The sequence below is a fragment of the Rhodanobacter koreensis genome, from assembly GCF_054782855.1.
Map to the genome: position 1 here is coordinate 519,896 of NZ_BAAGRR010000002.1, position 25,803 is coordinate 545,698.

22 protein-coding genes and 1 tRNA gene are annotated in these 25,803 nt (G+C 62.1%); 13 read left to right on the forward strand and 10 right to left on the reverse strand.

Translation table 11 applies throughout. The features are described 5' to 3' along the window. The first annotated feature begins 6 nt into the window (after positions 1–6). The 3 genes from ACYVKM_RS08215 (at position 7) to ACYVKM_RS08225 (ending at position 3,775) form a co-directional block, all read left to right on the forward strand. Positions 7–2,331 (forward strand): DNA translocase FtsK, encoded by a 2,325-nt coding sequence (locus ACYVKM_RS08215; protein WP_460877112.1) that lies wholly within the window; start codon positions 7–9, stop codon positions 2,329–2,331. A gap of 79 nt (positions 2,332–2,410) precedes the next feature. Beyond that, positions 2,411–3,076, forward strand: a complete 666-nt coding sequence (lolA, locus tag ACYVKM_RS08220; protein WP_460877113.1) for an outer membrane lipoprotein chaperone LolA — start codon at positions 2,411–2,413, stop codon at positions 3,074–3,076. A 6-nt stretch (positions 3,077–3,082) separates the two neighbouring features. After that, entirely contained in the window at positions 3,083–3,775 is a 693-nt protein-coding gene (locus ACYVKM_RS08225; RefSeq protein ID WP_460877114.1) for a YoaK family protein, read from the forward strand. Between the two features lie 9 nt (positions 3,776–3,784). Here the strand turns inward: ACYVKM_RS08225 and ACYVKM_RS08230 are convergent, their stop codons facing one another. From ACYVKM_RS08230 to ACYVKM_RS08240, 3 genes are all read right to left on the reverse strand, one after another. Further along, a complete protein-coding gene (locus ACYVKM_RS08230; RefSeq protein ID WP_460877115.1) occupies positions 3,785–6,688 on the reverse strand; it encodes a ligand-binding sensor domain-containing diguanylate cyclase in 2,904 nt (967 codons plus the stop codon). A gap of 384 nt (positions 6,689–7,072) precedes the next feature. Then, complete coding sequence (locus ACYVKM_RS08235; RefSeq protein ID WP_460877116.1) at positions 7,073–7,774, reverse strand: acid phosphatase; 702 nt, start codon at positions 7,772–7,774, stop codon at positions 7,073–7,075. Further along, positions 7,774–10,074, reverse strand: a complete 2,301-nt coding sequence (locus tag ACYVKM_RS08240; protein WP_460877117.1) for a TonB-dependent receptor — start codon at positions 10,072–10,074, stop codon at positions 7,774–7,776. Before ACYVKM_RS08240 ends, ACYVKM_RS08235 begins: the two co-directional genes overlap by 1 nt. A 325-nt stretch (positions 10,075–10,399) precedes the next feature. On the opposite strand from ACYVKM_RS08240, the gene ACYVKM_RS08245 reads away from it, so the two are divergent. After that, positions 10,400–11,737 carry a replication-associated recombination protein A gene (locus ACYVKM_RS08245; protein WP_460877118.1) on the forward strand — a complete coding sequence of 446 codons (1,338 nt, stop codon included), beginning with the start codon at positions 10,400–10,402 and terminating at the stop codon, positions 11,735–11,737. Positions 11,738–11,767: 30 nt separating this feature from the next. Here ACYVKM_RS08245 and pdxR read toward each other — a convergent pair whose 3' ends face one another. Continuing rightward, positions 11,768–13,285, reverse strand: coding sequence for a MocR-like pyridoxine biosynthesis transcription factor PdxR (pdxR, locus tag ACYVKM_RS08250; RefSeq protein ID WP_460877119.1), 1,518 nt, complete (start codon positions 13,283–13,285; stop codon positions 11,768–11,770). Between the two features lie 117 nt (positions 13,286–13,402). On the opposite strand from pdxR, the gene ACYVKM_RS08255 reads away from it, so the two are divergent. From ACYVKM_RS08255 to ACYVKM_RS08295, 9 genes are all read left to right on the forward strand, one after another. After that, positions 13,403–14,737: a hypothetical protein gene (locus tag ACYVKM_RS08255; protein WP_460877120.1), complete on the forward strand. Its 1,335-nt coding sequence runs from the start codon at positions 13,403–13,405 to the stop codon at positions 14,735–14,737. Between the two features lie 134 nt (positions 14,738–14,871). Continuing rightward, positions 14,872–15,294 carry a nuclear transport factor 2 family protein gene (locus ACYVKM_RS08260; RefSeq protein ID WP_460877121.1) on the forward strand — a complete coding sequence of 141 codons (423 nt, stop codon included), beginning with the start codon at positions 14,872–14,874 and terminating at the stop codon, positions 15,292–15,294. Continuing rightward, on the forward strand, positions 15,281–15,832 hold the full coding sequence (locus ACYVKM_RS08265) for a hypothetical protein (RefSeq protein ID WP_460877122.1): 552 nt from the start codon (positions 15,281–15,283) through the stop codon (positions 15,830–15,832). Before ACYVKM_RS08260 ends, ACYVKM_RS08265 begins: the two co-directional genes overlap by 14 nt. 165 nt (positions 15,833–15,997) lie before the next feature. Further along, positions 15,998–16,576, forward strand: a complete 579-nt coding sequence (locus ACYVKM_RS08270) for a hypothetical protein (protein WP_460877123.1) — start codon at positions 15,998–16,000, stop codon at positions 16,574–16,576. A gap of 138 nt (positions 16,577–16,714) precedes the next feature. Further along, complete coding sequence (gene serS / locus ACYVKM_RS08275) at positions 16,715–17,995, forward strand: serine--tRNA ligase (protein ID WP_460877124.1); 1,281 nt, start codon at positions 16,715–16,717, stop codon at positions 17,993–17,995. After that, positions 17,992–18,375 (forward strand): LrgA, encoded by a 384-nt coding sequence (locus tag ACYVKM_RS08280; RefSeq protein ID WP_460877125.1) that lies wholly within the window; start codon positions 17,992–17,994, stop codon positions 18,373–18,375. The genes serS and ACYVKM_RS08280 overlap by 4 nt, the downstream gene beginning before the upstream one ends. Positions 18,376–18,412: 37 nt before the next feature. Beyond that, positions 18,413–18,502 (forward strand) — tRNA-Ser (locus ACYVKM_RS08285). Positions 18,503–18,812: 310 nt separating this feature from the next. Beyond that, positions 18,813–20,015, forward strand: coding sequence for an AAA family ATPase (locus tag ACYVKM_RS08290; RefSeq protein ID WP_460877126.1), 1,203 nt, complete (start codon positions 18,813–18,815; stop codon positions 20,013–20,015). Further along, a complete protein-coding gene (locus ACYVKM_RS08295; RefSeq protein WP_460877127.1) occupies positions 20,012–20,614 on the forward strand; it encodes a DUF4276 family protein in 603 nt (200 codons plus the stop codon). Before ACYVKM_RS08290 ends, ACYVKM_RS08295 begins: the two co-directional genes overlap by 4 nt. Before the next feature lie 72 nt (positions 20,615–20,686). Here the strand turns inward: ACYVKM_RS08295 and ACYVKM_RS08300 are convergent, their stop codons facing one another. The 6 genes from ACYVKM_RS08300 to ACYVKM_RS08325 all read right to left on the reverse strand — a co-directional run bounded on the left by ACYVKM_RS08300 (position 20,687) and on the right by ACYVKM_RS08325 (position 25,779). After that, positions 20,687–21,079: a lipocalin-like domain-containing protein gene (locus ACYVKM_RS08300; protein ID WP_460877128.1), complete on the reverse strand. Its 393-nt coding sequence runs from the start codon at positions 21,077–21,079 to the stop codon at positions 20,687–20,689. 38 nt (positions 21,080–21,117) lie between these two features. Beyond that, positions 21,118–22,083 carry an SOS response-associated peptidase family protein gene (locus tag ACYVKM_RS08305; protein WP_460877129.1) on the reverse strand — a complete coding sequence of 322 codons (966 nt, stop codon included), beginning with the start codon at positions 22,081–22,083 and terminating at the stop codon, positions 21,118–21,120. Positions 22,084–22,225: 142 nt separating this feature from the next. Beyond that, positions 22,226–23,128, reverse strand: a complete 903-nt coding sequence (gene folE2 / locus ACYVKM_RS08310; RefSeq protein ID WP_460877803.1) for a GTP cyclohydrolase FolE2 — start codon at positions 23,126–23,128, stop codon at positions 22,226–22,228. Positions 23,129–23,264: 136 nt separating this feature from the next. Continuing rightward, a complete protein-coding gene (locus ACYVKM_RS08315) occupies positions 23,265–24,569 on the reverse strand; it encodes a S8 family serine peptidase (RefSeq protein WP_460877130.1) in 1,305 nt (434 codons plus the stop codon). Next, positions 24,566–25,198 carry an anti-sigma factor gene (locus ACYVKM_RS08320; RefSeq protein ID WP_460877131.1) on the reverse strand — a complete coding sequence of 211 codons (633 nt, stop codon included), beginning with the start codon at positions 25,196–25,198 and terminating at the stop codon, positions 24,566–24,568. Before ACYVKM_RS08320 ends, ACYVKM_RS08315 begins: the two co-directional genes overlap by 4 nt. Next, entirely contained in the window at positions 25,195–25,779 is a 585-nt protein-coding gene (locus ACYVKM_RS08325; RefSeq protein WP_460877132.1) for an RNA polymerase sigma factor, read from the reverse strand. Before ACYVKM_RS08325 ends, ACYVKM_RS08320 begins: the two co-directional genes overlap by 4 nt. Between the last annotated feature and the right edge of the window lie 24 nt (positions 25,780–25,803).

The following is a 25,803-nucleotide window of genomic DNA, read 5'->3' on the forward strand; positions in this document are numbered from 1 at the left end:
TCCAAGGTGGCGCGAAGCGCGAACGTCAAGCAACAACCGAAGGAAGGCCTCAGCGAGGAGATGAAGCGCCGGCTGCGTGAAGCCGGCGCCCTGCTGCTGCTGCCGCTGGCGCTGTATCTGCTGATCTGCCTGCTGACCTACGACGCCCGCGATCCCAGCTGGACCAATGCCAACCAGATCAATCTGGTGCAGAATTTCGGCGGTACGTTCGGTGCGCACATCGCCGATCTGCTGCGCTGGATTTTCGGCTACGTGGCGTACTGTTTTCCGCTGCTGCTTTTGCTGCTGGGCGTGCAGGTGCTGCGTCAGCATGGCGAGCGGACCGCGCACGCGTGGGAGCCCTCGCTGCGACTGATCGGCTCCGTGTTTTTCTTTGTCACCGGCCCGGCGCTGCTGTATCTCGAATTCGGCGATGACCCCGTACCTCCGCAGGGTGCCGGCGGCATCATCGGCCTGTGGGTCGGCCGCCCGCTTTCGCAGGCCCTGGACAAGGGCGCACCGCTGCTCCTGCTGGCCCTGTTCCTGGTGGCGGTGACCCTGGCGACAGGGCTGTCGTGGTTCAAGGTGATGGACTGGACCGGGCAGGCCGTGCTGAAGCTGGTCGACTGGCTCAAGGGCAAACTGCATGAGGCGCCGCAGGCGCTGGCCGCACGACAGGCGCGCAACGAACGTGAAGTGGTCAAGAAGGCCGACGCGGTGAAGCAGGCCAAGCGCGAGCCGGTACGTATCGAGGCGCCGCCCGCACCGGTGGCGAAAAGCGAGCGGGCCAGGCTCGAAACGCAGATTCCACTGTTCGTCGGCGCCGCCACGCCAGGCGAGCTGCCGCCGTTGTCGCTGCTGGACGAGGCGCCGGAGCAGGGGCCGGGCTATTCCGAGGAAACCCTCGAGGTGCTCTCGCGCCAGGTCGAGTTCAAGCTGAAGGACTTCAAGATCGACGCCAAGGTGGTCGGTGCCTATCCGGGCCCGGTGATCACCCGCTTCGAGATGGAGCCGGCCGCCGGCGTGCGCGGTTCGCAGGTGTCGAGCCTGGACAAGGACATTGCGCGCGGTCTCTCCGTGGTCAGTGTGCGCGTGGTCGACGTGATCCCCGGCAAGAACGTGATCGGCCTGGAAATCCCGAATACCAAGAAGCAGATCGTCTACCTGTCGGAGATCCTGCGCTCGGACAAGTACGATCAGCTGAAGTCGCCGCTGGCACTGGCACTGGGCAAGGATATCGGCGGCAAGCCGGTGGTAGTCGACCTGGCCAAGATGCCGCATCTGCTGGTCGCCGGTACGACGGGTTCGGGCAAGTCGGTGGCGGTCAACGCGATGGTGCTTTCGCTGCTGTACAAGGCCAGCGCGAAAGACGTTCGGATGATCATGATCGACCCGAAGATGCTGGAGCTTTCGGTGTACGAGGGCATCCCGCATCTGCTGGCGCCGGTGGTCACCGACATGAAGGAGGCCGCCAACGCCTTGCGTTGGTGCGTCGCCGAGATGGAGCGCCGCTACAAGCTGATGGCTGCCGTGGGCGTGCGCAACCTGGGTGGTTTCAACAAGAAGGTGAAGGACGCCGAGAACGCCGGCCAGCCGTTGCTGGACCCGCTGTTCCGGCCCAACCCGGAGATGCCGAATCTCGCGGCCGAACCGCTGGAACCGCTGCCCTACATCGTGATCATCATCGACGAGTTCGCCGACATGATGATGATCGTCGGCAAGAAGGTCGAGGAACTGATCGCCCGTCTCGCACAGAAGGCGCGTGCGGCCGGCGTGCACTTGATCCTGGCCACCCAGCGTCCCTCGGTGGACGTGATCACCGGCCTGATCAAGGCGAACATCCCGACCCGCATCGCCTTCCAGGTTTCCAGCAAGATCGACTCACGCACGATCCTCGATCAGTCCGGTGCGGAGGCCTTGCTCGGTCATGGCGACATGCTGTACCTGCCGCCCGGCACCGCCACGCCGGAGCGTGTGCATGGCGCCTTCGTCGACGATCATGAGGTACATCACGTGGTCGCCTGGCTGAAGTCGCAGGGCGCGCCGCAGTACATCGAGGGCGTGCTGGAAGAAGTACAGTCCACCAGCGACGGCAAGTTCATCAACGATTCCGGCCTGCCGCAGGAGGGCGAGGAAGGCGGCGGCGATGCCGACACCCAGTTGTACGACAAGGCCGTGGCGATCGTCACGCAGACCCGTCGTGCATCGATCTCCGGCGTGCAGCGCCATCTGCGCATCGGTTACAACCGCGCTGCACGCCTGGTCGAACAGATGGAGCAGGATGGCGTGGTCAGCGCCCCCCAGCATAACGGCAATCGTGAAGTGCTGGCGCCACCACCACCGAAGAACTGAGTGCCCGGGAGCCAGCTTGCCTTTCATTAAGCCGGCAGTGTTCACACTTCATTGCCATCACCATGTTTCGGGGAATCCGATGAAACGCTTGATGTCTGTCCTGTCTTCCTTCGTGCTGGCGTTGTCGCTGAGCACGACGGCACAGGCCGCCACCGGCCCGGCGCGCGCGCGGCTGGATGCCTTCGCCAGCGGACTGCATTCGCTGACCGGCCACTTCACCCAGTCGCTGACCGACATCAACGGCAAGGTCAGCAAGACCAGTTCCGGCACGCTGGCGCTGGAAGCACCGCGGCAGTTCCGCTGGGACACGCTGACGCCGTCGAAGCAGACCATCGTCGCCGACGGCAGCCGGGTGTGGCTGTATGACCCGGATCTGGAACAGGTCACCGTGCGCGTCCAGAGTACCGAGGAGTCGCACAGCCCGCTCACCGTGCTGACCGATCTGAAGCAGATGGACAGGGACTTCAAGGTCGCCGAGCAGGGCGAGCGTGATGGCCTGGTCTGGCTGCGGCTCAGTTCCACCGCGAAGGACCCGCAGTTCGACTATGCCGATCTCGGCTTCGATGCGAACGGACTGGCGCGCATGGTCTTCCGCGACCAGCTCGGCTCCACCACCGACATCCGTTTCTCCGGCTGGCAGCGCAATGCGCCGATTCCGGCGTCCGACTTCAATTTCGTGCCGCCGAAGGGTACCGACGTGATCGGCGACGTGCCGGTGATCACCACCCAGCCACTGAAAGACTGATCCACGATGCCCGTGCTACGCCAGTTGCCACGCTGGGCCTGGATCGGCGGCGGCGTGCTGGCCTTCATTGCCGGCATCGTCAATGCCGCCGGCTACATGGGTTTCCGCCACCAGTCGATCACCAACCTCACCGGTTCCACCAGCCTGCTTGGCGTCTCGCTGGGCACGGCCGATGGTGGCGAGGCGGTGCATTGGGCGCTGTCGATCGGTGCGTTCCTGGTCGGTGCCATCCTCAGCGGGTTGATCGTGCAGCAACGCACACTGAAGCTCGGACGCCGCTACGGCGTGGCACTCGTGCTGGAATCGTTGTTGCTGTTTGCCGCCGTGCCGCTGCTCGATGCCGGCAACGCGATCGGCCTGTACCTGGCCTCGATGGGGGCTGGCCTGCAGAACGGCATGGTCAGTACCTACAGCGGCATGGTGTTCCGCACCACCCACGTCTCGGGCATGTTCACCGATCTCGGCATCTACATCGGCCAGCGGCTGCGTGGGCTGGAGGTCGATACGCTGCGTGTCCGTGTCTGCGTGCTGGTGATCGGCACCTTCCTGCTCGGCAGCGTCGCCGGTGCGCTGCTGTTTGGCCTGCTGCAGGAACGCACTCTGCTGATTCCTGCCGCCTTGACCGGCCTGTGCGGCATCACCTATGGCCTCTACAGTCAGTACACGATCAACACCAAAACGGATGCCGCCGCGAATTGACTGGGCATTTCAGGATGCCATGACGCAGCGATTGCGGCCTTCATGCTTGGCCTCGTAGAGCGCCTTGTCGGCGCGTGACAGCCATTGCTCGATGGATTCGCCGGGCCGCAGTGCGGCGACGCCGATGCTGACAGTCACCCCGATCGAACGCCCTTCGTGTACCACCACGGCCGTGGCCAGCTCACTGCGGATGCGCTCGGCGATGTCCCGTGCCTGCGGCAGTATGGTGTCGGGGAGACACAGCACGAATTCCTCGCCGCCGTAGCGGCCAACGAAATCGGCTTGCCGGCAGTGCTGCCGGATCACCTCGATCGCGCAGCGGATCACCGCGTCGCCGGCCAGATGCCCATGCGTATCATTGATCCGCTTGAAGTGGTCGAGGTCGAACAGCGCGATGCAGATGGGCTGGTTGCTGCCCAGTTCGTGTTCGCCGCCGACCAGTTCGAGGAAGCGGCGGCGGTTGTAGACACCGGTCAGTCCGTCGGTACCGGCGAGCTCGTCGAGACGCTGGTTGGCCGCCAGCAGGTCGCGCGTGCGTTCGTCGATCTGCCGCTGCAACTGCACGGCCTGACGCTTGAGATACAGGGTGCGCAGATGGACCAGCAGGGCCATCAGCCCGATCAGCAACAGCACGGCCAGCAACCGGCTGAGCAAGGTCTCGTACCAGCGCGGCTTGACCACCACACCGATACGGGTCTCGACCGTATGCGGGTACATGCCACGGGTTTCCGCACGCAGCTGCAGGTGATACTCGCCGTGGGGCAGGTTGGTATAGGCGGCACTCGGGGCACCCCCTCTGGAGATCCGGGTCCAGTCCTCGTCGAGGCCTTCCAGGCGATAGCTGTAGGAGGTTTCCATCGGTGCCTGGTAGTCGAGCAGGGCAAAGTCCACGCGCAGGTTGCGACTGCGCGATTCCAGGCTGAGGCTCTGGCCGTCGGCGGGAAGCTTGCCGAACGGGATCTCGTCGCTGCTGACGACGGCGTCTGTAATCGCCAGTGGCGCGGGGGCTGCCGCCGGGGGCTGCCAGTGCGGCCGGATCACGGTCAGGCCGCCGAGGCCGCCAAACAGCAGTTCACCGCCGGGCGCACGTGCCGCGCCCACGTAGATGTAACTGGCGATGTTCAGCCCGTCGCGCGGACCGAGGTTGTGCACGGCATACGTGCCGCCGTCGATCCTGGATACGCCATTGGAAGTGCTGACCCACAGGTTGCCTTGATCGTCATCCAGCACACCGCTGACCTTGTCGCTTGCCAGACCTTGCGCAACGCCTATGTTGCGGAAGCGGTGGGGGCCATCGGGCGAATAGTGATCGATCAGGCCGAGTCCGCCGAACGTGCTGACCCATAGCCGTCCCTGCGGATCCAGCATGGTCGAGCTGATGTAGTTCTGCGGCAGGCTGGTGGGATCGCCCTGCTTGTGCCGCAGGGTCTCGAAGCCGCGATTGTCGAGTGTGCTGATGGCGATGCTGATGCCACGGGTGGTGCCATACCACCAGCTGTCACCGACGTGGGCGATCTGTCGCACCGTGTTGCTGCTGAGGCTGCCCGGATCTTTCGGGTCATGTTCGACACGATCGAGCTTGCCGCTGCGCGTGTCGTAACGATACAGGCCGTCGTAGGTGCCGATGAGGATGCGCTGGCCATCTCGTTGCAGGCTCAGTACCGGCTTGCCTTCCAGGGCCGGCAATATCGAGGGCTGGATCGCCAGGGTATCCGGATTGATCCGTGCCAGGCCCTGCGTGCCGACCAGGATCGAGCCGTCCGGTGCTTCGACGAAGGCCTGCACGTCACGGTGGATCTGGTCGCCGCCCAGCTGCAGGTGCGTCATGTGGCCGGTGGCGAGGTCGATCACGTCGATGTGGCCGGAGCCCAGCGCCAGCCATATGCGGTTGCGCGCATCGACATAGATGCCGCGAACGCTGGTGTCGCTGAGCGCGTTCTGCTCCAGCGGCGAAGGCAGCAGGGAGAAAGCCGTGCGGGCGTTGGGGTTGGTGTGTGCAAGACCGAGATCGGTAGCTGCCCAGATATTGCCCGAACGGTCCTGCAGCAGACCCCGCACCGAGTCGCCAGGCAGCGAGGAGGCTACCGCGGCATCGTGATGAATGCGGGTCAGGTGGGCCTCGCCCGCCGTGTACGCGAGGATGCCGCTGCCGTCGGTGGCGATCCATACAGTGTTTGCTGCGACGTCCAGGAAATTCCGGATGGTGGACTGCTGGCTGCCGTGCCGATAGCCGCTGAAACCCGGCACCGGATGCCATTGGCCATCGGTATCGCGATAGACCGCGCCGGCCTGTCCGCTGCCCACCCAAAGCCTGCCTGTTCGATCTTCGTGGATGGCCCAGATCTGGTTGGTGAGTACGTTGGCGATCGTGCCTTCGGGATGCTCGGGCCGCACGAACGTCGTCGAGCCCGGGTGACGGACGAACAACCCGTTGTCGTTGCCCAGCCACAGGTTGCCGGTACGGTCCTGCATCACGCTGAAGTTGCGCGGTGCCGTACCGGCACCGGGTTTCAGCTGGGTGATCGTGTCCGTGCGCGGATCAAGATGATCCAGCCCCGAATCGGTGGCGATCCAGACGCCGCCGGCATGATCGTCGGCGAGGTCGTAGATCTTGCGGTCCGAAGTGCCGTTCGTGCCGATCGGATAGGTCCGGAAACGATTGGTCGCGGGGTCGAAGCGGACCAGGCCACCGGCATTGGTGCCGATCAGCATGCCGCCGTCGGGTAGTGCGAACAGGCTGCGTACGTAGGCATCGGGCAGTCCCTGTCCGTCACCGTTTCGGGTGTCGAACCCCTGTGCACGGTAGCCGTCATAGCGTGCCAGCCCCACCATGGTGCCGACCCAGATCAGGCCGCGTTGATCCTGTGCCACTGAGGTGATGATCGACTGCGGTACGCCTTCACTGCTGCTCACGCGGTCGAACCAGGGGACATCGAACGGAGCCCATGGATCGCTGGTCGAGGCACAGGCCGTTGCGGCAGCGAGAAACACTAGAAGCAGCCCGAGCAGACTCAGGCCGGGCCGGCGAAAGCGATGATGCCGAGGACTCATCCAACCGGTGCAGTGAGGGTGGTGTACGCGCAGGTAGATCCAGTCGCCATGGTCGCCCATGCAAGAGGAATATGCGTCCGGCCCTTCACTTGTGTCCTGCCCCTGGCTAATGCATTGCGGATCGAGACTGCAATGAGCGACATGATAGCGGCAAACCCGGCCCGGTTTGAGACATGGGCTGCGGGCAGCCAGGCCGGCAACCTGCCCGAAGCGGACCGGGCAGGTTGCCTGTCGGGGGTGTCTGCCTTACCCGCCGGTTGCAGGTCCCAGCGTCAATGCCTTGCGCAGTTCATCCCGTGCGGCGACAAAATCCGCCTGCCAGAGCGGATCCTGCAGCAGGTGCGCCGCGATGACCGTGCCGGCAATCCGGCCTGCCTCCACGTCGCTCGGGAAGTGCGCGCCCATCACGATGCGATGCTCGGCATAGCTATCGGCTCTGGCAAAGATCTGTGCGCGCTTCTCAGGCACCATGTTCGCGAGCAACACGGCTGTGGTGTAGCCGAACGTGGAGTGGCCGCTCGGGTAACTCCAGTCGTTGCGTTTTTCCTTGGCAAGCGGATGCACGAGGCTGGAAACGACCCCGGGGCGCGGCCGCAGCCAGTGGTTCTTTGCATCTTTCGCCTCGGCTTTGTCCAAATCTGCCGTGCGTGCAAAAAAGGCTGATGTCCTGGGCAAGTTGGAGGCGTTCAATGCAGGCCCCAGCACGTCCGCGAAGCGGAATACGGAACGCTCCGTATCCGCTTTCGCCGCGGCCATGTCCGCGGCCGTGCGCGAGCGTTGCGCGGCCAGCACGGCCTGAAGATCGTGCTGGGCCGCGGCCGAACCCGCTGCCGGCGGAGGCGGCAGCAGGTTCGACAGTTCGATGGTGGCCGGACCAGCGCCACCACCGTCGGCCAATGCGGTCTGGCCGACCAGCAGCAACGACAGCAGCAACAGCGTGCGTTTCATCAGAACAGGTCCGCCGAGATGGTGAAGCTGTAGTTGCGCGACGGGATGGTGAAGAACAACGGTGTGCCGTCCTGGGCTGTGGTGCCGGCCAGGGCGTTGATGTGGGTGTTGTTGAACACATTGTTGACCTGGAAGCCGAGCTTGATGTCCTTCACGTCGGTCGAGTTCAGATCGAAACGGTAGCTGGCGGCGAAGTTGGTCACCGCATAGCCGCCGATCGGCGTGTCGTCGTTGGCGTTCGCCGTGTAGTAGGTCTTGCCGACGAACTTGTCGATCAGCGACGCGTAGATGGGGCCGTTGCTGTAAATGAAGCCCAGCGCGGCGGTCTTGTGCGGTGTGTTGGGATTCCAGCTGTTGTCTGCGGTCTGGATCGCGCGATTGAGCGATCCATTGGCGTAGACGCTGAAGCCGGCGCCCAGCATGTAGGTGCCTTCGAGTTCGACGCCGCTGTAATGCACGCCGCCGCCGTTGTAGAACTCGGTGATGCCGCCAATCTTGTGGCTCTGGACGAAGTTGTTGAAGTCGATCTTGTACACGTCACCCGACAGCGTCAGGCGATCGTTGGTCCAGGTCGTGCCGAGCTGCCAGTTGGTGGTCTTCTCCGGGGCCACGGCGCTGTCGGAAACCGCCGGGTTGGGCACGTACAGCAGATTGAGGTTGGGTGCGAGGTAACCCTTGGCCCACTGCGCATAGGCCGTCCAGTTGGAGCTGAAGGCGTAGTGGAACGCGGCCGACGGAAGGGTGGCGCTCCAGGTCTTGGAATAGGTCAGCGGGGTTTCCGTCTTCTGGTTCACCGGGGCGTCAAGGTCGCGCTCGAAACGGTTGTATTTCACACCACCGACGAACCAGGCGTTGTCGGTGATGTTCCACTGGTATTCGATGAACGGCTGGATCGTTACCAGCGTGTCGTTCATGCGGCGATCCGTCGACCCTTGCAGAATCTGGGCGGGTGTCAGGGGACTGGTTGCAAGCGTCGCACCGGTATTGGGTTCCGGGTTCAACAGGCCATTCGTGTCGTCGAATTCATACAGCCAGCGAATGTCGTCCTGATGGTCGTACCACACGCCGGTGCGTACTTCACCCGGGCCCAGTTCCTTGCCCAGACGGAAGATGTCGCCCCATGAACGATTAGTATTGCGCATGTGCTGGCCCGGTACGTCATCCGCGCTGTAGTACGTGCCGTTCGGTGTTTCGCCGTTCGGATCTTCACCGTTGAAGCCGAAATGGTTGTAGCCGTAGGTGTAGGCCTTGTTGTCGATCGTCCAGCCGTCGAACACCGAATGCAGGCCGATGTAGCCGAGGTTGGTGTTGATCTTGTCCTGGTTGTAGCGGTAGTAGGCCTGGCTGGTCGGGTCGTTGACCAGGCCATAGTTCACGCCGTACTGCGCGATCTGCGCCTTGGTGGCGCCGAACGGCACGTACTGGTCGAGTTTGTTCGCCATGGCGACGAAGGTCAGCGTGGTGTTGTCGCTGACCGGCTGCACCACCTTGGCGAACACGCTCTGGCGGCGTTGGCCGGCGTTGGTGAGGTAGCCGTCCGAATCGCTGTTCTGCACATTAAACACGGCAGTGGTGCCGCTGTCGGTGAAGCGGCCGGTATCGACGCGGATGCCTTCGACAGCGGTACTCCAGCTGCCGATGCTGAGGTACGGGCTGACGTTGAGTTTGTCCTGCGGGCTGATCGAATCCACCGAAATGGTGCCGCCGAACGTGGCGTTGCCGAGCGTGCCGGCCGTGCCCGGGCCGCGATCGACCGTCACGCTGCTGGTTTCCTGGTTGGTGAAGTACGAGGTGGAGTGGTGCGTGAAGTCGTTGGAGTCCATCCACGGGATGCCATCGAACGTCACATTGTACTGGCCGTCCTGGAAGCCGCGGATCGAAACGACCGGCGCCTCCATCAGGCCGGAGCCGTTTGGCGTCACGGTGTATACGCTCGGTGCGATGGCCGCGGCGTCGGTGTAGTCGCCGGTAGGTGAGATGTTTTCCTGGATGTACAGGCTGCCGATGATTGATTGAGGCTGTATGGCCACCATCGAGCCTTGCGTCGGCGCGATATTGCTCACGGTCATGGTGGTGCCGGTGACCTGGACGGCGCTGAGGTTCTGCGCATTCTGTACCGACGTACCCGTGGCGGCGTCGTTGCTCGCCGCTGAATTGTTCGGGGTCGAGCTGGTCGGGGCAGATGTGGTGCCAGTCGCCGTGGAGTCGCCGGCAAAGGCCGGGGCGGATAATGCCGCGGCGATGCAGAAGGCGAGCAGGGCGGGTTTGCGGAGCAGGGTGGTCGAGGTCAGCCGCGTCATGGGTTGTCCCAAAGTTGTTGTTGGATAGGGGGCACTGTGCGGGGCGCCACGCTAGTCATCCGACATGACAATTTGGTAACAACTATATTAATTGAAAATCTTTCGACATAATCGAAAATAAATACGCTAAGCTGGATCTAAGCTTGGTAATGAATGGCAAATATAAAATCCATTGATATGATTATTTCGCATGTATATTTCAGGTAATGCCGGCCATATTCCGGAGGTGCCTGGCATCGGCGCGTGCGTACCAGTGTGTACATGGTGAGCTGGCCGGCATCCACGCAGCCCGCAAGCCACCAGGTGGATGCCTTATCATTCGGGCATGCCATCCCGTGTTTCACCCAGCGCCCCCGGCCTGTTCGCCGAACCCGACGCGCTCAAGCCGCTGGCCGAGCGCATGCGTCCGCGCAGCCTGGACGAGATCGTCGGCCAGCAACGGCTGGTCGGCCCGGACAAGGCGCTGCGCCGTGCGCTGGAAGCCGGCAGGATCCATTCGATGGTGCTGTGGGGGCCGCCCGGTTGCGGCAAGACCACCTTGGCGCTGCTGGTGGCACGTTATGCGGATGCGGATTTCCGCGCGATCTCCGCGGTGCTGTCCGGTCTGCCGGACGTGCGCAAGGCGCTGGCCGAGGCCGAGGTGAATTTCGCGCAGGGCCGGCGCACCGTGTTGTTCGTCGACGAGGTGCACCGTTTCAACAAGACCCAGCAGGATGCCTTCCTGCCGCATATCGAAAAAGGCGTGATCATCTTCATCGGCGCCACCACCGAGAATCCGTCGTTCGAACTGAACTCCGCGCTGCTGTCGCGCTGCCGTGTGCACGTGCTGGAGCCGATCTCCACTGACGACATCGTGGCTGCGCTCAAGCGTGCCTTGAGCGACAGTGAGCGCGGCCTCGGCGAGTTGCAGCTGCAGGTGGGCGACGAGTCGCTGGAGTCGATCGCCCAGGCCGCCGATGGTGATGTGCGCCGCGCGCTGACCCTGCTGGAAATCGCCGCCGAGCTCGCCGAAGACAAGCGCATCGACGAGGTCACCCTGGCCCAGGTGCTGGCCGACCGCACCCGCCGCTTCGACAAGCAGGGCGAACAGTTCTACGACCAGATCTCGGCGCTGCACAAATCCGTGCGCTCGTCCGATCCCGATGCCGCGGTGTACTGGCTGTGCCGCATGCTCGATGGTGGCGTCGACCCGTTGTACCTGGCCCGGCGCATGACGCGCATGGCGGTGGAAGACGTCGGCCTGGCCGAACCGCGTGCCTGGCGCATGGCGCTCGACGCGTGGGATACCTACGAGCGTCTCGGTAGTCCCGAAGGCGAATTGGGGCTGGCCCAGCTGGCGATCTGGCTGGCGATCTCGCCCAAGAGCAATGCCGCCTACATGGCCTGCAACAAGGCCCGCGAAGCGGTGCGCGAAGGCGGCACGCTGGAAGTGCCGATACACCTGCGCAACGCGCCGACCAAGTTGATGAAGGGTCTAGGCTACGGCAAGGGTTATCAGTATGACCACGACGCCGAAGGCGGCATCGCGCTCGATCAGCAATGCCTGCCCGACGAACTCGTCGGCAGCGTGTTCTACGAACCGGTCGAACGCGGGCTGGAACTGCAGCTACGCGAGAAGCTGCTGGCTCTGCGCGCCGCGCGTCAGCAGGCGCGCGGCAAGTAACCGCGCTCCTGCCTGCTGGCAAGATAAACACTATCCGGGCGATGCAACCCCTGAAGTCCGGGCCGCCGCGTTACGCGGCATGCTGACAGCATGCCGCTGGCTTTGTGCGAGTGCGCGTGCCATGCGCCGCACGGCTTCGTCCAGCTCGGTTTCATCGTGATAGCTGAAACCGAGATGCACGAAAGGCTGTTCGCGCTGGAAGAACTCGTAGCGACCGGCGCCAAAGAACCGCACGCCCTCACGTTCGCCGGCGCGGGACCAGGTGCCCACGTCGATCGCGTCGTCGACACGCGCCCACAAACTCATGCCGCCCGCAGGAATGCGAAACGTGAGGGCGCTGCCGAGATGGCGCGCGAGCGATGTGGCCAGCGCATCGCGGCGGCCGGCGTAGATACGTCGCATCCGGCGCACATGGCGCAGCAACTCGCCATCTTCGAAGAGTTCGGCGATGGCGCATTCCATGGCCACGTTGCCGTGTGCATCGCTGGCCGCACGCAGGCTCGCCAGCCGCTCGAACACGGGCGGCGGCGCGATCACGAAAGCTGTGCCCAACCCAGGCGCAAGCAGATTGGATAGCGAGCCGATATAGATAACGTTGGCTCCGCCCACGCCGGAGGCAATCGGCAGGACCGGCTTGCCGGCGTAATGGAATTCGTGATCGTAATCATCCTCGATGATTGCGAAGCCGTGCCGCAGCGCAAGCGTGGCCAGCCGTGTGCGCCTGGCCTGCGACATTGTGACCGTGGTGGGAAACTGGTGATGCGGTGTTAGGAATACCGCGCGCACTTGCTGATGCGCCAGCAAGGCTTCCAGTGCATTGACATCAAGTCCATCCTCATCCAGCGGCAACGGGAGCAGTCGCGCACCAGCCAGTTTCAGCACGCTCCAGGCCGGCGGGTAACCGAAAGCCTCGACGACGACGACATCACCCGGTTGCAGCAGCATCCGCGCAACCAGATCGATACCCTGTTCGATGCTGTGGGTGACCATGAGGTTGTCCGGTGTCACCGGCAGACCGCGCGTGCGCGCGAGCATCGCAGCCAGCACCTTGCGCAGTCGCGGGTGACCGCAGGGATCGGCATAAGTGAGCAGGGAATGGCCGCGCTGCCCAATGGCACGACGAAACGCGCGCGCGAGTTCTGCCGCCGGAAACAGGCGCAGGTCAGGCATGTCATTGGAGATGAGCAAGGTGCCCGGCGGCGGCACGCTGCCGGGCGGCATCGCGTGCACTGGCGCAGTCAATGCATAGGTGGGAACTTCGGTCTGTGGTTCATGTGCAGTGAGTGGAGCCACCGCCGGCGATGCGACAAACGTGCCCCCACCAATGCGCGTACTGACCAGCCCTTCGGCCGCCAGCTCGCCATAACCGGCGACCACGGTGTTGCGGTTGACGCCAAGCAATTCGGCCAGCTCACGCGAACCGGGCAGCGCTTCGCCGGGCTTGAGCCGGCCGCTGCGGATGCTGTCGGTGAGCGCGGCGGCAAGCTGCAGGAACAGTGGCAGTTCCTGCGCGGGGTCCAGTGTGATCGTCAGCTCCCAACGTCGCATGCACGCATGCTAGCACTCGTGCATCACGACCGGACTAGCTGCCATCGCAAAAGTGGAGCTGTCACTGCGCTGCGCGATTGATCACGCTCGACTCCCCGCAGGAAAGAGGAAAACGTCATGAATCGCAAATCGCTTGCTGTGCTGATCGCGGCGCTGATCGGTTGTGGCGCCATTGCGCAAACCTCGATGGCGGCAGATGCGGCGCCGCAATACTTCGCGAGCAACCTGCCTTCGCTGGGCGGTAACAATAGCGAGGGCAACAGCATCAATGATTTCGGGCTGATCTCCGGTTATTCCAATACGACGGATGACCTGAACACGCTCGCCACCGCGTGGGTGTATGGGAGGGTGGTCAACCTGAAAACGCTGGGCGGCGCCAACAGCAATGTGGCGTGGCCGGTAAAAAACAACTTCGGCGTGATCTCGGGGATCGCGCAGACCGCTACACCGGATCCGAACCAGGAGAGCTGGAGCTGCTCGGCGTTTTTCTTCGGTTCGGATACGGGGGCTGGCAACACGTGCCTGGGCTTCGTCTGGGCATTCGGCAAGATGAGGCCGTTGTCGCCGCTGCCAGGCGGCAATAACAGCTTCGCCACCGGCACCAATAACCGTCTGCAGACCGTCGGCTGGGCCGAGAACGCCGTGCACGATCCGACCTGCAATATTCACCACGACAGCAATCAGGTGCTGCAATTCCTGCCGGTGATATGGGGACCGGACCCGGGCCACGTTCAGACGCTGCCGCTGTTGCCCGGCGACAGCGATGGTGCCGCCACCGCGATCAACGATCGCGGCCAGATCGTGGGCATCTCCGGTCTCTGTGACCAGGCGGTCGGGCGCGATACCGCCAGGCATATGGTGCTGTGGCAGAACGGCCATGCGACCGATCTGGGCAACATCGGCGGCAACGCCTGGAACACGCCGATGGCGATCAACCGGCAAGGTGACATCGTCGGTTTCGCCAACACTTTGCCTGGCGATGGGTTCAGCCTGCACGCCTTCTTCCGGAGCCATGCAGGTGGACCGCCGGTCGATCTGGGTGTGCTCTATCCCGGCGACAACATCAGCCAGGCGCTTGGCATCAATGACCGCGGCCAAGTCGTGGGCCTGTCGTGCGGTGGAAGCGGATGCCATGGTTTCCTCTGGCAGAACGGCGTGATGACCGATCTCAACAAGCTGGTGTCGGGTTACGACGGAGTGATCGAGGACGCACAGGACATCAATGATCTCGGGCAGATCACCGGGCAGGCGGCCGATGCGACCGGCAATCTGGTGTCGTTCTGGGCGACTCCGATGGCAGGCTACGGAAGTCATGGCGTCGCTGCCTCCGGTGCGCCTGCGGCAGACCATGCGGTTGTACAGGCCGCACTATCGTCCAAGGCGAAACAAGAGTTGATGCAACGGCTGGGTTTGGGTCGCATCGATCCGGTGACCGGTGCGGTTCACCATTGAAGGCTCACGAACACGGCGATGGTGCATCCACACTTCGACTTGTTTTCTTTGAAAGGGCTGCATGGCTATTCTATGCAGCCCTTCGGGGCGTGGAGAGAGCCGCGCAAAAACCGCTTTCTTTATCGGAGAAGGTCATGCCCTCGACAGCGATGAACGCCGTGACAGCAGGCATGAAAGCCCGCGAGCAGCACTTGCGACGCATGAACGAACGGTACGTGGCAGCGTGGCTGGCGGGAGACGTGGATTGGTATCGCGTGCATCTTGCGGATGAGTTCGTCTGCATTGAATCGGACGGCTCGCTGCTTGACAGGGACACCTTCCTGCGCCTGACCGCACAGGGCTGCACCGACCTTGCTGATTACCGACTGGATCATGTCGACGTGCAGTTCTACGGTGATGTCGCACTGGTGCGGGCCTCGGGCTCCTGGGTCATGAAGACCGGTACGCCCGGCATCAGCCGCTACATCGATATCTATGTGCGCTCGGGCGACGAGTGGAAAGTGGTATCTGCGCAAATTACCCGGGCGCTTCGGGGAGCTATCCATGAACTGCATTAGGATGCTGCTGCCCGGCCTGGCCTGCGCCGCTGTCTTTGCGGCGGCGAGCAGCCATGGCACCGGGATTGAAGGCGCAGCGAAACCGGCGGCGCCCTGCGGGTCGGCGCTGTTCCGGCAGTTCGATTTCTTCGCGGGCGATTGGGATACCTACGACGTCGGCTCCCCGTCGAAAGTAGTCGCACGCAACAAGGTAACCATCATCCTCGATGGCTGTGCCGTGCAGGAGGACTACCGGCAGAGCGATGGCATGCATGGCGAAAGCTTCAGTGCCTACGACGTCACACGTGGCATGTGGCATCAGACATGGGTGACCAACCACGGCAAGCTGCTCCTGCTGGATGGCCGGCTCGCAGGCGATCGCATGGTCCTGACCGCCACGGAAACGGCAGCGGACGGCTCGACATCACTGCAGCGCGTCATCTGGTTTCCCCAGGGAACCGCCGTGCGTGAGACAGCGGAGCGCTCGACCGACGGCGGCAAGACATGGAAACCCGTTTTCGACATCGTGTTTCGCCCGCATGCGCAAGGCCGCGGCTGAGCTTCGCCCGACGTCCATCGCGGCGATTACGAACCGGTGGCGGTCATTCGGTGGCCGGGCCGGCATGTCGACTCGATCAGGCTGATTCTGCCTTGCTGCGCATGCCCTTGCCGGTAGACGTTGCCCGGCATAGATTCGCCGCATCCACCGGGGGAGAGGTGAATCATGCGCGTATTAGTGGCGGGTCTGATCGGCGGCATCGTGATGTTCATCTGGGGCGTGGCGGCGCACATGGCGCTGGGACTGGGTAACGTCGGCATCCATCAACCCGTTGATGAAAACGCCGTGCTGACCACCCTGCACGAGGGCCTGGGCGAACGGGCCGGTGTGTACATGCTGCCGTCGTTCGATCCGAAGCAGATGAACGATCCCTACAAGGTCCGCGCCTATTCGTTGAAAGCCATCCGCTCGCCGTACGCCTGGGTGGTCTACCTCCCGCAGGGCGAGGACATGCTGCAGATGAAGCAGCAGATTCCCCGCCAGTGGGCGTCGGACACCCTGGGAGCGCTGGCGCTGGCCTTCGTGATGGGACTGGCCGGGCTGGGCTTCCGGCGCCGCGTTGCCGTGGCCGCCGCCGCCGCGGTGTTCGCCTGGCTGAGCACGATGGTGCCGTACTGGAACTGGTATCGCTTCCCGCTCGATTTCACCTTGGCCGCGCTGATCGAGCAGCTGATCGGCTGGCTGATCGCCGGCGCCGCCATGGCGTGGTGGCTCGGCCGCAGCGAGCGCAAGCTGGCGAGTTGATCTGCTTCGCTCCCTCCCCTGCGTGCAGCAGGGGAGGGCTGGGGAGGGGTGAAGTCCTCGGGGAAAACGGGATTCCGTTGCGGTGTTTGCCACCAGCCAGCGATAATTCACGGTTCAAGCCTTCATCTGGACCCGATCATGCTGGATCCCGCCCTGCTGCGTTCGCGCCTCGCCGAAACCGCCGCACGTCTCAAGGAAACCCGCGGCTTCACGCTCGACGTCTCCGCGATGGAGGCGCTGGAAAGCACGCGCAAGCAGCTGGCGATGGAGACGCAGGAGCTGCAGAACCTGCGCAACACGCGTTCCAAGGCGATCGGGCAGGCCAAGGCCAAGGGTGAGGACGTCGCCGCGCTGATGGCCGAAGTCGCCGGCATCGGCGACAAGCTCAAGGCCAACGAACAGGCACTGGCCGAGGCGCAGGCCAAGCTCTCCGACATCGCGCTGATGATCCCCAACATCCCGCACGAGTCGGTGCCGCTCGGCAAGGACGAGGGCGACAATCTCGAAGTCAGCCGCTGGGGCACGCCAAACACCTTCAAGTTCGAGGTGAAGGACCACGTCGTGCTGGGCGAGCGTCACGGCTGGCTCGACGGCGATGCCGGCGCCAAGCTCTCCGGCGCGCGCTTCACCGTGTTGCGCGGCCAGCTCGCGCACCTGCATCGCGCGATTGGCCAGTTCATGCTCGACCTGCATACCGGCGAGCACGGCTACCTCGAATGCAACGTGCCGGTGCTGGTCAACGCCGACAGCATGCTCGGCACCACCCAGTTGCCGAAGTTCGAGGAGGACCTGTTCTCCACCCAGGTCGGCGATTCGAAGCGCTACCTGATTCCCACCGCCGAAGTCTCGCTGACCAACCTGGTGCGCGACAGCATCCAGGAAGCCGACGTGCTGCCGCTGCGCTTCACCGCGCACTCGCTGTGCTTCCGTGCCGAGGCCGGCAGCTACGGCCGCGACACCCGCGGCATGATCCGCCAGCACCAGTTCGAGAAAGTCGAGATGGTGCAGGTCGCACGCGCCAGCGACTCCTACGCGCAACTCGAGGAAATGGTCGGCCACGCCGAAAAAGTGCTGCAGAAACTCGAGCTGCCGTACCGCAAGCTGCTGCTGTGCACCGGCGACATGGGCTTCCAGTCGACCAAGACCTACGACCTCGAAGTGTGGCTGCCCAGCCAGCAGACCTACCGCGAAATCTCCAGCTGCTCCAACTGTGAGGATTTTCAGGCACGCCGCCTGCAGGCCCGCGTGCGCAACGCCGACACCGGCAAGCCCGAACTCGTGCACACCTTGAACGGCTCCGGCCTCGCCATCGGCCGCACCCTGATCGCGGTGATGGAGAACTACCAGAACGCCGACGGCTCGATCAGCGTGCCCGAAGCACTGCGCCCGTACATGGCCGGGCTGGACCGCATCGCATGAACGCGCCGGCGCCCGTTCGCGGCAAGTGGGACAAGGTCGAGTTCTACACCAGCTACTTCCTGCTGCTGGTGCTGATCTCTTTCATCGGCACCCGGCTGGCCTTCGCCACCGTGTGGCAACTGCCGACCATCGACTTCGTCCTCTCGGTCATCGCCATGCTGCTGGTCCTCGCCAGTTTCTGGTTCGGCCGCCACAGCCGTCGCTGGCGCCTGTGGACCATCGCCTTCGCCACTGCCACCCAGATCGTGCCAATGGTGATCCGCGAACCGGTGCTGCTGTTCCCACTGATTGGCGCACTGATCCCGATCGCGATCCTGGTCGGCTGCCTGATTGCGCTGTCCAAGAAAGGCCCGAATAGCGACCCGCAACGAGGTTCCTGATAGCATTGCGACCCTCGCAAGGGGCGCGAACAAGTTTGGAGAGATGGCCGAGCGGTTTAAGGCAGCAGTCTTGAAAACTGCCGTAGGTGTGAGCCTACCGTGGGTTCGAATCCCACTCTCTCCGCCAGAAACACAAAACGCCCCCTAGTGGGGCGTTTTGTGTTTCTGATGGTGACGGCTGGGTAAGAACCCCCGGTTCGACAAATTCGTCTGGAACGAATTTGGACAGCCGCAGGCTGGCCCCGTAGGGCGCAGCGCGGTGGGGTGAGGCTCATGGATAAGCCGAACAATCTCGCTCGTCACGCGTGCCGGACGCATGAATAAGTGATGCTGGGCCGCTTAGTTGGTAGATGATGTATTTGTGTTCTTCCATGCGAGAGGCAGCTCTTCGTGCCGGTGCTGGTACCATTCGGTCATCACCTTGGGGATGGAGTTGAATGAGCACTTCACCGTTTATCACTCGCGTGATCTTGCGAAATTTCCGAAGTATCGGCCTATGCGACGTGACGCTAGGGCCTTTAACCTACCTAGTCGGTTCGAATGGCGCAGGCAAAAGCAATTTCGTTGATGCGCTGCATTTGGTTACAGATGCCTTAACCAGTTCACTTGATCAGGCACTTAACCTCCGCGGTGGTTTGGCTGAAGTGCGTCGCCGTTCTGCTGGCCACCCGACTAACTTCGGAATTCGTCTTGAATTCACTTTGAATGGCCAAATTGGTCATTACGCATTCAACGTAGGTGCACTCAAGAATCGCGGTTTTGAAGTCCAGACTGAGGAATGCAGTCTTGGAGGGCAGGGAAAAGGGCCTTTTTTCCGTATTGAGCGCGGCCATGTAAAAGATAGTAGCGAATCGACCTTGCCAGCTCTGACTAAGGATCGCTTAGCCTTGGTCGCGCTATCAGGTCTGAGTGCTTTCAGACCGATCTTCGACGCTCTTACTGCGATGGGTTTCTACAATCTCAATCCGAAGCTAATGCGTGATCTTCAGCACCCTCAAGAAGGGAGATTACTTAAGCCGGTCGGTGAGAACATTGCTGCTGTTATTGGTCACTTAGAACGGATCAATCCTGTAGCATTAGAATCAATAGAAGGGTACTTGCGAACAGTCGTGCCGACTGTGCACGCCGTAAAACGGCTCCAGGTGGGCCCCATGGAAACACTTGAGTTCCGTCAGGAAGTTCCTGGTGTTAAAGATCCTTGGCGCTTCACGGCTCAGAATATGTCCGACGGAACGCTGCGCGCTTTAGGAGTGTTGACTGCACTATTTCAGGGCAACAACGATTTTGCGCCGAGCCTGATTGGCATTGAAGAACCTGAAACTGCGCTGCATCCTGGCGCAAGCGCGGTGCTTCGTGAGGCTCTTGGACGAGCTGCATTGCAGACTCAAATAATCGTTACGAGCCACAGTCCTGACCTCTTGGATGATGAGTCGGTAAAAGACAGTCAAATTCTCGCCGTGGTATCGCAGGCTGGTGAAACGAAACTCGGCTGTATCGACCCGGCATCTCGCGATGCGATCCGAAACAATCTTTTCTCGGCAGGCGAGCTGCTTAAGCTTGGGCAGCTCCAACCTGATCCAAAAAATCTTCTGGAGCAGGCTGCAGCTCAGTCAGATTTGTTTGGAGAGGTCAGCGCTTGACGAATGTATCTTGCATAGTTGAGGGACATGGTGAAGTTGCAGCCGTGCCTGTATTACTTCGTAGGATTGCAGCTTGGCGGTCACCAAATTCTATTTTTGATGTTCAAGTCCCTATTCGCGTCAGTCGTGATCGCTTTTTGAATCGCGAAGATCAGTTTTCGCGCTTTCTGCAACTTGCAGGTAGCAAGTGCGGCGATGATGGATGGGTGTTGGTGCTGTTGGATGCAGATGATGATTGTCCTGCGGCGCTGGGGCCTCAAATTTTGGCGCGTGCTAGGAATGTTTTGCCGCACCGATCGATCTCGGTTGTGCTAGCGAATCGAGAGTTTGAGGCGTGGTTTATTGGAGCCGTGGAATCATTGAACACGCACCGAGGGCTTATGATAGCCGCGGTTGACTTGGGTATCGATCCTGAGCTGCCTCGAGATGCAAAAAGTTGGCTTGGTCATCGAATGACGAGTGGAACATACGGCCCAACAACTGATCAGCCTGCTTTTTCGGCGCGCATGGATCTGCTGCAAGCCCATAACCGGTGCCGATCTTTTCGAAAATTATGTGATGAGTGGGATCGGCAATTTCCTCCCGCCGAAGTCCCTTAGGAAAAGCTTAACTATCCGGGTCAGAGCCACATTCCTGTCAGCATTCTTGAGCTGCTCTGGCTTGCTTAGCCCCTACGACCGAACCCGCCGCCACACCACCTCACCATGCGCCCCTTCGGCCGCACCACTCGACGGCTTGGCCACGCGATAGGTCAATTCGTCGCCGTTGATGGTGTAACTCGAGTTTCCGCTCTTGCCATCCCAGTTCGGGAACGAGGCATGCAGGATGTGGCTGTGCATGACTTTGGCGTCGGCACTGACGTGGTCGAAGTGGGCACTGCTGTCCATCGAGGCGGCACGGTACTCGTCCGGGGTTCCCCTGGATTTGTCGTTCGCTGCGAATGGCATCCGCTTCGCCCGCACGATCTGCAACATGCAGTCGCCCTGTGCATCGATAAGCCACATGCCTTCTGGGTGGGGACCGTACAGCGCCGGCGGGATGCGCACGCCAGCTTCGCGGAACATGTCGGCAATGCTCGCCTTCGCGTGGCACCATGAGCGTGCTAGGCCGCCATGCGGTATTCGTAATACGGGCGCTCGCGGTCATCAAGAATTGCATATGCTGCGGCCAGGTTGCCCGGATCCGGGTTTAGCCAAGCGTCGATGTTCTCCGGCTTGATCGGGATGATGCAGCGGTCATGACCGGCAATGGCGATCTCCGGAGGAGGGTCATCGGTGATTACCGCGAAAGACAAGAGGTCTGGTTTGTCACGGCCGGTCCAGTGTGACCAGAGGCAGGCAACAAGCATGTCCTGTGCGATCTTCGGCCGAAATTCCAGCACCACGTTTTCTTCTTTCTCACCCGGTGCCAGCTCGCGGCCTTCCATCTTGTGCCGGCTGACGTTCTCGTAGAACGCGTTCATCACCATGACTCCATGGTGGTATCCGAACAGCTGGCCCCAGGTCTTTTCGAGATTGTCGCGGCGCGCGTTGTAGGTACCCGGATGCTTACGCTCCACCGCTTCCGTCCAGCAAGGCAGGCGGCACTGATAACGCATGGGCACCACCAGGCGCCTGCCATCCTTCCGGATCATCACCGGCGCGTATTGGCCAGGGGACATGAGCGAGTCGCGGTCGAGCAGGTCTGTGCGCTGCAAATCACTGAGCCGGCGTTGCGCCTGTTCGATCTTGTTACCGGCGACACGCACATCATTTTCGGCTTTCTTCGTCGGATTACCCGAAGCCATGATGCGTTCGGCGTTGGTAAGCCGGGTCTTCTGCCGGAACAGCTCGGACTCAAACGCCAGCGCCAGTTCCCTGTCCGTGTCGGCGATCAGCGCCTGGACTTCCCGTTCTTCGCCGGTGCGCGGATCAGCGAAGGCTGCTTTCATGGCCTTCGGGATCTTCTGCCAGCTCCCATCCTTTTTCTTTTGCCAGAAGAGCTCGACATACCGGCGGACACCGATGTCAGCGCCAAATGCCTTCGCGTACTTCTTGTAGTCCGCCCAGACTTGAGCTGAGTAGCACATGGTCGAGTCCTGCAGTTGCCGTGGGCAAAAGCGTACTCCTGCGCCATTCTAAGGGCGTGAAAGCGCTACGGCGTAGGGTGCGCGGATGCCTGTGAAACGTCCTCATTGGTTCGAGCCACTTCCTGGTGGAAATTCGGCGAAATCAACGCCCATGAATATTTTTGCTCACATGTGCCACGGCATCATGCGGATGCAGGCTTTCCTGATGTTCAAGGCGAACGTGAAAATCAGCGATGCTGTCATCGCCGTCGAGCGTGCGCTGGATTCGGCGTGCGGCGTCTTCGCAGAACATCAGGTTGCTGCCATTGGCAAGGGCAAATGCCTTTTCGTCGACACGCTTCACGGCGGTCTGCACCGGCGTACCCAGCGACAACTCGATGCGATCGAGCAAGGCAATCAGATTCAGCGGCGCACCATCGACGAAGCGTACCTGCAATCGCGCGACACTGCGCTGTGCATGGGGCGTGGCGACAATGCCTTTCTCGCTGCCTAACCATGCGAGCACGGCAGCATGATCCACCGGCTCGGTCGCCTCGAAATCCCTGGCGAACTGTTCCTGGATAAGCTGGCGCGACAACGCCGCCGAAGCAGGGCAGGTCGAGGAATACACCACCTCCGTGCCTAGATCCAGACGGAAACCGTCGGCATCAAGACTTGCCTCGATCGAGACGGGATAAGCACGCCAGCCGCTGTTTTCACTACGAAGTGCAGCGCGACGCACGAGCTGCTCGAAGCGGATGCTGATGCGTGCGCGGTCGGCCAGATCTCTGTGAGACTCCAGAAAGGCGCGCAGCAAGTGTTCGAGCATCGAGGCACTGATCGCCCTTGCGTTCAGGTACTCGTCCATCAGCAGGTACAGGCGCGACATGTGGATGCCGCGTCGATCCGGCCAGGCGAGGTTGACGAAGGCGCCGACTCGGGCGCTGGTGCGCCGGACGTCACCATCGCCAGCGTCGAAACGCACGGACATCTCGATACCATCCATGCCGACCCAGTCCAGCGCGGCACCCAGATACGGCTGCGTCTGGGCAGCTACGTCGGGCATCGGGCCAATAGCGTCATCAATGCGCTTCAATGCGTTGTTCCGATTTAGTGACACGCGTATTCCCTTCAGAAGTTCGCTGCGCATCGCTTCGAAAGCGGTGGGCCACGAAACATCAACATGGGGCAAGCCGTTCAGCTCAAGGAGCGACCTGCTGTGCATGGCGGAGTGCCATTACCGCGGATGCGGCGTTCACCTGAAGCGTCCCGCTGGAGACTTTGCTGCTTCGTAGCAGGAGATCATGGACTGCGTTTGCATCCAGCTTCGGCGCCAAGGAAAGCAGCAGGGCAACAATGCCGGTGACATGCGCCGCCGCCATCGACGATCCGGAAGTGAAGTCATATCCACCACCAGGCTGGGTGGTCAGAATGTCATTTCCGGGAGCGCTCAGAACACCGGGCGGTGCCGCGGATGATCCGCTTGTGCGAACGACAATGACTCCAGGTGCATTGTCGGGGAATCCATTGACAACTCCATCCGGCGGCAGAGCTGTGATCACGATACGGCCTTGGCTCAATAACTTGGCAAGCAGCATATTGAGCAGCGGATCTGCCGGTCCGCCCAAGCTCAAATTGACGATGCGGGCATCCGTATCAATGATCCCCGCCAAAGCCTTGGCCAGGGTGAAGGAGTTGCAGCGTGCGCCGACATGGGGAGCTGGCGCGTACCAGCATGCCTTGTAGACGCTGAGCATGGACTCGGGTGCCATTCCAACAATCCCTTGATGATTGTTGGCGTTTGCAGCGATGACGCCGGCGACTTCGGTTCCATGGCTGTCGCGGTTGAACGTCGACGCATTGTCATCAACCATGTTGTGCACATCGCGAATGCGCCCCTGAAGATCCAGGTGCGTCATGTCAACGCCGGTATCGACGACCGCGATATGAACCCCGCTACCCTGGCTAAGGCCCTGTGCGAGGGCGGCATCCGTTTCCACGAAGCCTCGCTGGAGACTGACGTAGGGATCGTTGTAGTGATGGACGTCCGTGGACCCGTCTGCGTATACGGAATAACTTTGCAGTGGTTGCGCAAGTTGTACCCGTTTGTCCTTGGCCAGTGCCCTGAGCAATGCATCCCGAGTCATGCCGGGAGGCGGCTCCAGCACGGCGCAATACAAGTCGAGGGCCTTGATGGGCCAACCCGTTATCTCACGCAATCCGTAACCCTGCTTCAACGCAGCCAGGGTGGAAACCGCACGCTGACCGGCGCCGTAATGCCTTGACGGGACATACCCCAACAAACTGGCACCTGCATGCATGCCCGGCGGCTCAAGCGGGTTCGCTACAGCAAGCACAATGTCGCGCTGGCTGTCCATGGCGCTCACGTTCGGGCCTGAAATCTGGCCAGGGTTGGCGTGGTTGTCCGAAGGCATCATCGGACGCGAGGACGCGCACGCGCTCAAAACCGCCATGACCGCGACAAGAATGGGGACGCCGTATTTCATGGAGTGACGGCTACGGGCTCTGCCAGGCGAATGCCTTGTGTTGCACGCAGCTGCTGCAATACATGAGCCGTTGATGCGGAGCCGATGGGTGCGACTGTATAGGCACCCACATCGTTGGGACCGCCCACCACCTGCAATCGGAGGGTATGGAGCAACGCGTTCCAGTTGGCCAGGGTCATGGTTGCATCAGGCACGACACGGATCGTGCCGGGGGCGGCAGGCAAAGGCTCCTGGCTGAGCGTGCGATACGAAGGGCTGCTGCCGGCCGACCACAACTTCACGCCCAATGCGCCGATGCTGAGCGCCTGGATCAGCACCACGGCGACCAACGCCCGGCTGAACCAGCTTCCCGATCGCGAACGAAGAGGCGCTTCCTGGACATCAGGCATATCAAGGCGAGCCAACAGGCGCTTTAATCCGGCATTGGCGTCGACTGGAATATCCGTGGGCAGCGACATGGCAAGCCGCAAGCGACTTTGTTGTGCGAACTCCGTACGGCACGATTCGCAGTGCGCCAAGTGATCTTGCAGCCATTCGCTTTGCTCTTGCGTGGCACTGCTCTGCAGTACCCAGGGCATGGCGTCCCAGGCCCGCACGCAGTCCCTGCCGGAATTCTTCGGGAACGTCATGGCGCGTTCTCCTTGTGCTTGGGCGAGTCTCCAGCCAACGCCGGGAGCACGTTGCGCAGCTTGACTCGCGCGTGGAACAGACGCGCCTTCACCGTGCCGACGGGGCACTGCATGATCACGGCAACATCGTCCAGAGTGTGACCCACCCCATAGACCAGCTCGATCACGACCCGTTGATCCACGGACAGGTGGTCGAGCCCCTTGCCCAGCCAGTCGCGCAGCTCGCGATCTTCATCCAGATCATGGGCAGGGGTGCGCTGTTCCGGTGAAGTATCGTCTTCGACAGGTTCGTCACCGTGTTGCCGAAGGGCTTTCAATCCACAGCGATAGGCTATGCCCATGAGCCACGTGGAAACGCGTGAATCACCATGGAAATTGCCGGCTTTCTGCCAGGCGATCCAGAAGCAGTCGTTGATGACTTCTTCGATGACATCGGGGCGCCGCGTCAACCGGGACAGGAAACGGCACAACCTGCCGTTGTAACTGCGGTACAGCACGCTCAGAGCGGCGCGGTCGCCCGTCGACATGCGCTGGAGCAGCATGCGGTCGGTGACGTCAGCGTCGATATCGTCGTTGGTCATAGGTTCGGTGAAGACAATCGGATT